The 9,257-nt window shown below is 49.0% G+C and carries 10 protein-coding genes; 9 read left to right on the plus strand and 1 reads right to left on the minus strand.

Annotated elements, in window-relative coordinates; all coding sequences use genetic code 11:
* The 8 genes from J7E21_RS01785 to J7E21_RS01815 form a co-directional block, all read left to right on the plus strand.
* Nucleotides 1-189 (plus strand): SDR family oxidoreductase (locus tag J7E21_RS01785; protein ID WP_215104205.1); only part of this gene is annotated, 189 nt, incomplete at its 5' end.
* A gap of 733 nt (nucleotides 190-922) precedes the next feature.
* The gene (locus J7E21_RS01790; RefSeq protein ID WP_215104206.1) at nucleotides 923-1,102 is read left to right on the plus strand and encodes a hypothetical protein; all 180 of its coding nucleotides are present in this window, start codon (nucleotides 923-925) and stop codon (nucleotides 1,100-1,102) included.
* On the plus strand, nucleotides 1,099-2,508 hold the full coding sequence (locus J7E21_RS01795; protein ID WP_215104207.1) for an amidase: 1,410 nt from the start codon (nucleotides 1,099-1,101) through the stop codon (nucleotides 2,506-2,508). Before J7E21_RS01790 ends, J7E21_RS01795 begins: the two co-directional genes overlap by 4 nt.
* Before the next feature lie 127 nt (nucleotides 2,509-2,635).
* Nucleotides 2,636-4,162 carry a glycoside hydrolase family 55 protein gene (locus J7E21_RS01800; RefSeq protein WP_215104208.1) on the plus strand — a complete coding sequence of 509 codons (1,527 nt, stop codon included), beginning with the start codon at nucleotides 2,636-2,638 and terminating at the stop codon, nucleotides 4,160-4,162.
* Nucleotides 4,163-4,310: 148 nt separating this feature from the next.
* Entirely contained in the window at nucleotides 4,311-4,784 is a 474-nt protein-coding gene (locus tag J7E21_RS01805; RefSeq protein ID WP_215104209.1) for an ATP-grasp domain-containing protein, read from the plus strand.
* A 35-nt stretch (nucleotides 4,785-4,819) separates the two neighbouring features.
* The gene (locus J7E21_RS16405; protein WP_285228722.1) at nucleotides 4,820-4,951 is read left to right on the plus strand and encodes a hypothetical protein; all 132 of its coding nucleotides are present in this window, start codon (nucleotides 4,820-4,822) and stop codon (nucleotides 4,949-4,951) included.
* Nucleotides 4,952-4,954: 3 nt separating this feature from the next.
* The gene (locus tag J7E21_RS01810) at nucleotides 4,955-5,137 is read left to right on the plus strand and encodes a hypothetical protein (RefSeq protein ID WP_215104210.1); all 183 of its coding nucleotides are present in this window, start codon (nucleotides 4,955-4,957) and stop codon (nucleotides 5,135-5,137) included.
* Between the two features lie 650 nt (nucleotides 5,138-5,787).
* Nucleotides 5,788-7,041 (plus strand): ATP-binding protein, encoded by a 1,254-nt coding sequence (locus tag J7E21_RS01815; protein WP_215104211.1) that lies wholly within the window; start codon nucleotides 5,788-5,790, stop codon nucleotides 7,039-7,041.
* Between the two features lie 443 nt (nucleotides 7,042-7,484).
* Here J7E21_RS01815 and J7E21_RS01820 read toward each other — a convergent pair whose 3' ends face one another.
* Entirely contained in the window at nucleotides 7,485-7,967 is a 483-nt protein-coding gene (locus J7E21_RS01820; protein ID WP_215104212.1) for an antibiotic biosynthesis monooxygenase family protein, read from the minus strand.
* A 392-nt stretch (nucleotides 7,968-8,359) separates the two neighbouring features.
* Between J7E21_RS01820 and J7E21_RS01825 the strand changes: the two genes are divergently transcribed.
* The gene (locus J7E21_RS01825; RefSeq protein ID WP_215104213.1) at nucleotides 8,360-8,611 is read left to right on the plus strand and encodes a hypothetical protein; all 252 of its coding nucleotides are present in this window, start codon (nucleotides 8,360-8,362) and stop codon (nucleotides 8,609-8,611) included.
* Nucleotides 8,612-9,257 lie beyond the last annotated feature (646 nt).

Genomic DNA, 9,257 nt, shown 5'->3' on the forward strand with positions numbered 1-9,257 from the left:
ACGATTGAAAAAACACTGAATGTCGACAACCCTTCTGCCGTAAAAAACAATATTTCGTCCCGTATTCCGCTGGGCCGCTATGGCAATATGGAGGAAGTTTCCAAGCTGGTGTTGTTTTTGGCCAGTGATGATTCCAAATTCATCACCGGAAGCCAGTACAGAATAGACGGCGGAATGGGTGCGCGCTGAACCGGCACGGGTTATTCAGCTAAGCAGTTGCCGATTGCCCAAGATGATTCAAAGGGCTTGAGGATCTAAGCAAATATGACAGAACGCTATTCCTAGGAATAGCGTTCTGTAAGGCTGTCGAGAAACTCGGCAGTTTTTTTCATTCCAATCCAACAAGACGCTTTTCTCAGACTCAATCTCAGCCGATTCGTTTCCTACGGGCGAGGGGAAGCCTTTGCAATGCAGAGTGCAAAGCGCAGTGGGAACCAGCATGTTGAATAAGTTGATGACCTTCAATTAGTTATAAGAATGGACACTTTCACCTCATCAAAAAATATGTGAGCTGTTCCAGTGTTTGGAGAAGCGTCCGCTCGACTCCTGTGGACTAGCGAGACGGCCGAGACCCCGCAAGAAGCGTAGCGACTGAGGAGGCTTGGACGAGAGCCCACGGTAAGCTTCGGAAAACACAACTTTCTGGAGTTTCTCGACAGCTTGGAACTGGAACAGTCTCTTTTTCGATGCAATGCACAGCATTGTAAAGCAGTCCGGTTTTCTTCGTTATTTTGCTCCATATTTTAAGAGAGTAAATTCGAATAAACTTCTAATTGGATAGACTGGCAGTTTTCTCAATCTGCCGGTTTTTTAAATACCTTATAATATCAGAAAAATCTGTTAAATATGCGTGATGAATGTTAAACTGTCGGTAATCAGCAGGAGGTGCACCTCAGAAAAAATTCAGGAATGGGGGATTTATGTGGCATTCGACATTCACGAAGTTTTGGAGAGGAAAGGCATTGAGGTTCCGGAGCATCATCAAGAAATGCTCAAGGGGCAAATGGCAGGGTTTGAGGAACTGCGGAAAACGGTCAACCAGGAAGAGTTAAAGGATTTGGATATGGCGCTGACGCACGTGCCTGGGGGTGAGCAGAAATGAACAATGAACTCGCTGCGAAATCGATTGGTGAACTGGCGCCGCTGCTTCAGTCGAAGCAATTGTCGCCGGTCGAACTGACTGAACAAGTATTGTCCAATGTCGATATGTATGACGGGGAAATCAATGCGTATATTACGGTGCAAAAAGAACAGGCAATGGCCGCGGCAACTCAAGCCGAGCAGGATATCCAAAGCGGCAATTACCGCGGCGCGCTCCACGGCATCCCGATGGCGCTGAAAGATATTCTCTATTTTAAAGACGAAAAAGCGACGATGGGTTCTAAAATCCACAGTGATTTTGTGGCGGGTTTTGATGCGACGGTCGTGTCGAAACTGAAGATGGCCGGCGTGACGTTTACCGGAAAACTCAATATGCATGAATATGCGTGGGGCGCGACGACGACCAACCCACATTTCGGGCCGTGCAAAAACCCGTGGGATTTGACGAAGATTCCCGGCGGTTCGAGCGGTGGATCGGCTGCTGCGGTCGCTTCCCATATGTCGATCGCCTCGCTCGGGACAGACACCGGCGGTTCGGTGCGCATACCGGCATCGAGCTGCGGCATTATCGGGCTCAAGCCAACACACGGGCGCATTTCCAAATATGGCTGCTTCCCGCTTGCCTGGTCGCTCGACCATATCGGGCCGATGACGAAAACGGTGTACGATGCAGCGCTAATGCTTGAGCTATTGAGCGGCTATGACCCGAAAGATCCGACTTCCATCGACCGGCCGTCAAAGAACTTTTCAGGTCTACTGGACAGCGAAACGAAAAACCTGGTCATCGGCATCGAAGAAAACTATTTCTTCCACAATGTCGACAGCCGCGTTGATGAACAAGTGAGGCATGTTCTTCAGCAGCTCGAACGGGACGGGGCGACGATCAAGCCCGTCAGCATTCCTTCACTGAAGCAAGCGGAGTTTGCAGAGCTTGTCACCATTACGACCGAAGCGAGTGCGGTGCATCACGCGAATTTGTTGAAGTCGCCCGAGAAATTCGGGGAAGACGTGCGCTTTCTGCTCGAAGTCGGCGAGTTGATGAGCGGCGTCGATTACGTCCAGTCCCAACAGATCCGCCGGAAACTCGATGTGGAATTTGCCGCGGCGTTCGAACAAGTCGACGTGCTCATCACTCCGACGCTTCCGTTTCTGTCGCCGCCGATCGGTTCGCAGACGGTCGATGTCAACGGCCAGGAATTGAGCTTCCTTGATGAAGTGATCCGCTTTACCGGTCCTGGGAATTTGACGGGGCTGCCGGCATTGACCATTCCGTGCGGCGTCAAAGATGGCTTGCCGATCGGTTTGCAGATCATGGGGCCGGTATTTGAGGAAGAGAAGGTGCTGCAAGTGGGGGCACTCATCGAACAAATGGAATTGATGAAAGGGCATGCGCCACCGCTCGGATAGCAAGTTAATATGGGAAGTTCCCGGTAGTCTCGAGTAGACTGCCGGGAACTTTTTTGTTTAACCTAGCCTTAACGTTCCGGCAGTAAAATTGGCATATGACAGACTAAACATAAAGGGGCGGCCGATCATGGCATTTTGGAAAAAACCGAGAGAAACAGAACTGCTTCCGCGCAATAAAGAAGACATCGTCCGGGAAATGTGGAGCCCGAAAAAGACGGCGGACCAATTGTTCAACGTGAAATCCTACGGCGCGATCGGCGACGGCAAAGCGGATGACCGGAAAGCGCTGCAAAAAGCGATTGATGCGGCGTATGGCACGAATAAGGGCGGCAATTTGTTTTTCCCGCCAGGCCTGTACCGCATCAGCGGCCCCGTAGAAGTGCCGGAATGGGGGAAGGCTGCGGTGTCGTGGATCGGCCATAGTTCGGAAACGACGCGCATCGCTCCGTCTGAACCAATGGATTACCTCGTGCGCATGCGCGGAGGCAGCGGATCGGTGAAAGGAATCCAGTTTATAGGGTCGGATCCGGAAAACGGCTATGTCCAACTGGCGAAAGTGTGTATGCTCGCGAGCGATATCCGCGATAAATTGTTTTCGGGTGCTGCGTTCACATGGGGTTCTGTGCACGGTTTGCAGATTCTCGGCGATGGCAATAATAATTTATGCGTGTTCGACCGTTTGTGCCAGTTTTCGCAAAACGGGACGGTCATCGAAGGAAATGGTGCGACTGGACAGGGCACAAACATTTCTTTTTTAAATCTGAATCCTGAAGCGCGTGACGTCCACGTCGGTGCTTATTTTAAAGTGGGCTCCGGGGAAGGGTCGGTCTACCATATCGATGAAGTCGGCACGGGCAGCATTACAGTGTCGCCGCCTTTAAAAGAAAAAATTTTTCCTGGGACGTCTTACAAAATCCACCTTGGCTGTGGCTTGCAGACGGACCGCGGCAGTGACAATAACGTTTATGGCATTTACGATTGTCATTTTGTCGGCAATGCCGCGACTGGGCTGATGGTGCGGGGTCTTTACGGCCACCACATCCAAGGTGGCAATTTCGATTCGAACGGCATCGCCGGCATCCATATCGGGAGCGGGGCAATCAATATAACACCCGCCTATTCCGGGAGCATCAACCACAGCTACTTCGAAAGTAACGGCTACGCCAACGTCTTACTCGATTATGCTGCAGGCCTGAGCATCATTGAACCGCTCCTTGCAGCTCCGGCAGATGGCGTTGCAAGTGGGATTGCATCGATTACGTCTTTGTACAGTGAAGACTATCAATACAATACAACGAGTATCCTCTACATGGGGCGCCTTCATCAATACGTGCCGGGACCAGGGGGAAGCCGCTCGCCGCTTGATATGAAAGACGAGCCGCGGATAACGGTCAACAAGAAAAACGGTACGGCTGAAGTAGAAACGGTAAAATTGCCGCCCGCGCCGATGCATAAATTCAGCGAGGAACTGGAGATTTTCGTCGAGCATAGCGGCGGCCAGGAAGTACGACTCGTCTGTGATAGCGTTAAGGTCAATAATAAACCGGGGCAGGAAGGGGTGCTCGCACCGGCTGGTGTCGGTTATAAAATCACCGCTTATTATAATCGCCAAGACAAGAGCTGGATGGTTTCGCATACAATACCATTAAGTTAAAAGGGTTTTTATACCTGAATTTTCAGATTTTTATTGACGTTTCTGTTTTTTATTGGTATTTTTGTATTACGTAAAAGTATTTAAGTAGTTATTTTGTATTGCTTTATGTGCTATATGGCGCTGTATGTTGAGAAATGGAGGGGTCTTAATGGGGAAAAAGAAGATTTTGATTTTAGGCGGCACGTTCCATATGGTCGACGTGGTGGAAACGGCCAAACGCATCGGCTTGTATACGATCGTCACCGACAATATGATCGGCTCGCCAGCGAAAAAAATAGCGGACCAATCGTATGATGTCAGTACGGCGGATATCCACAAGCTTGCCGAAATCGGCCGGCAGGAACAGATTGACGGGGTGTTCACCGCATTCGATGATATCAATACATGGAACGCGGTGGCGCTATGCAAAACCTTGAACTTGCCGTTTTATGCCACGCCCGCACAACTCGAAATCACTTCCCATAAAGACCGCTTTAAAGATTATTGCCGGACATTCGGTGTCCCGGTCATCGAAGAATACGAATGCAATCCACTTCAAGGTGCAACGCTTCGGGCTGTTGAGTTTCCGGTCATTGTCAAACCAGTCGATAGCTATACGAGCAAGGGCATTGCGGTGTGCTAGGAGGAAGAGGAACTCACAAAGGGGGCGAAAAGGCTGTGTCGGAATCGAAGTCGGGCAAGATTATGCTCGAGCGCTTTGTTGACTCAGACATCGGCGTGCAGGCATTATATACTGCCGGAGATGGCCATATCGTCATGGGTGTCGGAAAAGCTCTGGTGTTCATCTAGACGATGTATGACGGAAGCAAGATTTATGTCTACGAAATGGGCTTCCGCTTCAGTGGCGAACAATCTTACTATATTATCCAAAAGCAGACCGGTGTCCATTTGCTGGAAATGATGCTCGATTTCTCGGTCGAAGAAGACATCGGTTCCCATTCTATCGAAAAATTCGACCACGCTCCGATGCCGTAAGTAATTTCCTGCGTCACGAATCGCTTGGAAGGCGAAACGATTGAGAGGACAGGCTTCTATTTCGAAATGTTCGGGCGCTTCAATTTAGTCGCAGAAAGCCAACAAGCGATACTGGAAAAGATTGAACGGATTTATGGCACCTTGGACATCTGCTCAGAGGACGGAACGGACATAATCATGGTTCGTTTCCAGCCCGCCAAAGTGAACATATCCTAAAGAGAAACTAACAATCAGAGGGCGTCACCCCCACTGATTGTTAGTTGATCCAATCGGAGTTTTACGGCCGTGCTCCCACTTGAAAAAGGTGGAGTCCTACGGCCTGTTAAAACGGGCTAAAAAAGCGCTGGACCTTAATCGGGTCCAGCGCTTTTTTAGTCTCGATATAAAGGGGAAGTGTCTAAGGTTTTCGATGCCGGAACCACTGTTTTCGTACGTACTGCCAGGGCCTAACTGCCTCCCTAAATCGAATAGCAATCTTTCTATCCTCACTTTAGGGCTTTAAGTTTAATTTTCGAGCAAGCCAGATTGACAACATAATACCCCTGTTGGTAAATTTGTTTTATAAACCATGCAATAACTGGATTGGTTGTTTCGATTTCCCATCATTTTCTAGTTAATAGTACCCGAATAGACAAAAGGAGGTGTTTTCCATGGAAAAACAGAAAAAACTGCTCATTCTTGGCGGTATCACGCATATGATCGACGTCGTGCAAACGGCCAAACGCATGGGGCTCTATACAATCGTCACGGACAATGACGAGGAGTCACCGGCCAAAAAAATCGCTGACAAAGCCTATCACGCGAGTACAGCCGATATCGATGCGCTGGAAAAAATCGCGCGCGAGGAAAAAATCGACGGCGTCCTGACAGCGTTCGATGACATCAACACGTGGAACGCACAAGCTTTGACGGAGCGCCTCGGCTTGACGTTTTACGCCACGCGGGAACACCTTGAAATCACGTCCAATAAAGAGCGGTTTAAAGCCTTTTGCCGCAGTTTCCATGTGCCGGTTATTGAAGAATATAAAAGAGGCGACGGTGTGCCGGTGCGCTACCCGGTCATCGTCAAACCGGTCGACAGCTACGCCAGCAAAGGTATCACGGTATGCCAAAACGAGGCGGAGCTATACGATGCGGTAGCTAAAGCGAAGCGCTTTTCGCGCAACGGCGGTGTACTCGTCGAACGCTTTATCGACAGCAACCATGGCGTGGAAATGTATTACACGCTGCAGGACGGGGAAGTGGTTTTATCGGCCGTCACGGACCGCTTTGTCCATAACCAAGGCCATCAAAGCCCGCCGCTTCCGGTAGCGACCATCTACCCGTCGAGCCACCTCGCTGAATTCATCACCAAGCACGATGAAAACATGCGCAGCATGCTGCGCGGCATGGGGCTTCAAAACGGGCTAGTGTTGATCCAGTCGCTGTATGACGAGGGAGAGTTTTATATTTACGAGATGGGCTACCGTCTGAGCAGCGAGCAGCATTACCAAATCGTCGAGCGCCAAACAGATGTCAATCTGCTGGAGATGATGATCGATTTTGCGGTCGGGGAAGATATTGCGAAGTATGATTTGAGCAATTTTGATGACGGCTTTATGCGTTATCCGTCGTGCAATTTATCGGTGCTGCTCGGGCCGGGGGCAATCCGCGAAATCCGCGGGCTGGATGAGATTTTGTCGCTGCCGTCGGTCATTTCCTGGGTACCGACGCGCGAAGTGGGCGATGAGATCACAGTGACGGGGTCGTATTCGCAGATGCTCGGGCGGTTCAATATCGTGTGCCAAACGATAGAGGAGTTGTACGGGACGATCCGGGAGATCAACCATGTGCTCGAAGTTGTGTCGGAAGACGGAGAAGATATGGTGCTTGCGCGTTATTCGGCAGGCGAAAAAGTGATGTAAGCCGCAGCTGGTTGCTGCGGTTTTTTTTGTTTTTTTAAAAATTTTTTCAAGGCGTGTGAATGTATGAGTGGAGAGATTACGCTTCAAGCGGACGCTTTCCACTCCATCTCTAGTTTTACAATGGTGATATGTTTCGTTGCTATCTCAAAATTTCTAGAACCAGGAGCATCCACTTTTCATGGGTGCGAAGTCCAGTAGCTCTTCATCTCAAAATATGAGCAGTCAATTTCTCCACTTTCTAATCCAAATAAGCACACCTACCCAGCCGATGAATCGAATCAACGGGTTCAATCATCACCCGCAAACTACAATGCAATCTCCAAGCCGCACCGCGCACACGGGCTAGCCGAAGCGGAAGGTGACTAGTTCATGATGAAATACCAAACGCTATTCGCTGCTCACTTAATAACAACAAATAAAAAAGCCTCCAACTGGAGGTTTTTTTATTTGGAATAAGTTGTCACGAACGATGGGCGCGGAAAGATGTTCGGGCGCTTGTCGATGCCTTCGGATGTACCGCGTTTTTTATGTGCGTGTGAATAGGCTTGGGATGATTGCCAGTTGGTGAAGGCGGTTTCGTCCCGCCACATCGTCAGGATGATGTAGGTGTCGGATTCGAGCGGGCGCAGGATGCGGATCGCTGCGAAGCCGGGTTCTTTTTCGACGAGGCCGGCGCGGTTTTGGAAGCGCGACTCAAATAGTTCGCGGCCTTCTTCGGTGACTGGGATGTTGTTGAAGACTGCGAATGCCCCGTCTTCGAGCCTGCCTTGCTGGTCGAGGATTTCGTAGGCTTCGATTTTTTCACTAGGTAAAGACTCTTGTTCTTTGACGGCTGCCACATCGCCGTTACTGGTTAAGACGAACCAGCCGTCTTGTTGCAGCGCATCGATTTCGTTTTCTTTGCCGAGCCATTTATAGAGCTTCATTGTTATTCCCCTCTTCTTTATCCCGCTTTAACGGGAAGTCAAGCTCCCACTTTTTCAAGCTGGAGATCCACTGACTGTAAAAGTCCGATTGGATCAACTAACGATCAGGGGGGTCTTCATCCCCCTTGATCGTTAGTTTCTCTTAATTAGTTCTACATTTCTTATATTAATTGGATTATTTCATTTTCGCAAAGAAAGCTGTCTCCTTTTTGGACAATTTTGGCTATATAGAACGCCTTTTTATTTTTTGTGCTTGTTTAACCTAACTTTAATCTGGACTTTTAGGGTAGGTGCTAATGAAAGGTTTTATTTGGAAAGGAGTGCATGCGATGGCAGAAGCGCCACTAGGCATTGGGGGTTAACCATTCGAAACTTACAACGAGAAAGAAAAGATGATGGAGGATTTGTATTTCGATAAGCGTTATGGAAAGCTCAATGAAGAAATTGAAAAGGGCGTGTGTCAGGTATTTGAGTTTAATCATCGGCTTGGCCACGTCCGGCATATGTTTATCAAGCGTGAGATTCCCATTCTGCTCGGGGCTGAGCGCTATTTCTATAATCGTCCCGCTTTATGGCTATGGTGGACCGCGGGTGACGGGTTGTACACCGGAACAGAACCTGGGAGGAGCTGGCGGCGCTTATAGAAGCATGTGCTGCGTATTGCGAAGCAGAGCTTTGAATTAAGCAGTAATTCGCGCGGAAAGCTCGTTTTTCATTTTACAGCGGCCAGGAGGTTTGGAACGAGGAAATTTATCGAACGCTGTGTAAAGAAGCAAACGCTGCCGTAACCGATGCGTTTTTCCAGGCATACCATAAGCGACCGACAATAGAAAAGAGCGAAGGATAAGAGCAAGAGGTCACGAAGGGAGAGCGAACATCTACAACCAAAAGAAGAAATATTGAACAGAGCTTGAACGTTGAGAAATACTAAAAAACGGTCGTCAAACCTTGACGACCGTTTTTTTATTTTGGCGAAAGAACATGAGTAGGTTGGCAAAAAATGTTGTAAATATTGGCTGATTGTTGATGGTTCTATCACGAATCAACCGCTGCAGCAGGAATGCGCGTGGTTTGCGCTAATCCTCTCCCGACCTTGGCCAGTCCATGTGTGCGTGGCGGCTAAAAGATTTCGTTGAAGTTTGTGAGTGATGAAGTGACTAGATCCTTTCATTGTTCTCTGCGAGGTGGACGAACTTATTTAGTTCAGTAAGCGCTATATAAGTTGAACTAATAAATTTCCACTGTAGATATTCCACGAAACCACTCCGCGAAAAGCTTTGCTCAACTCTC

It is taken from the genome of Planococcus sp. ISL-109 (assembly GCF_018613655.1).
Lineage (GTDB): Bacteria > Bacillota > Bacilli > Bacillales_A > Planococcaceae > Planococcus.

Coding starts and splice junctions, on each gene's coding strand:
- J7E21_RS01795 (WP_215104207.1), top strand. CDS start 1,099: ATGAACAATGAACTCGCTGCGAAATCGATTGGTGAACTGGCGCCGCTG.
- J7E21_RS01800 (WP_215104208.1), top strand. CDS start 2,636: ATGGCATTTTGGAAAAAACCGAGAGAAACAGAACTGCTTCCGCGCAAT.
- J7E21_RS01805 (WP_215104209.1), top strand. CDS start 4,311: ATGGGGAAAAAGAAGATTTTGATTTTAGGCGGCACGTTCCATATGGTC.
- J7E21_RS01810 (WP_215104210.1), top strand. CDS start 4,955: ATGTATGACGGAAGCAAGATTTATGTCTACGAAATGGGCTTCCGCTTC.
- J7E21_RS01815 (WP_215104211.1), top strand. CDS start 5,788: ATGGAAAAACAGAAAAAACTGCTCATTCTTGGCGGTATCACGCATATG.
- J7E21_RS01820 (WP_215104212.1), bottom strand. CDS start 7,967: ATGAAGCTCTATAAATGGCTCGGCAAAGAAAACGAAATCGATGCGCTG.
- J7E21_RS01825 (WP_215104213.1), top strand. CDS start 8,360: ATGATGGAGGATTTGTATTTCGATAAGCGTTATGGAAAGCTCAATGAA.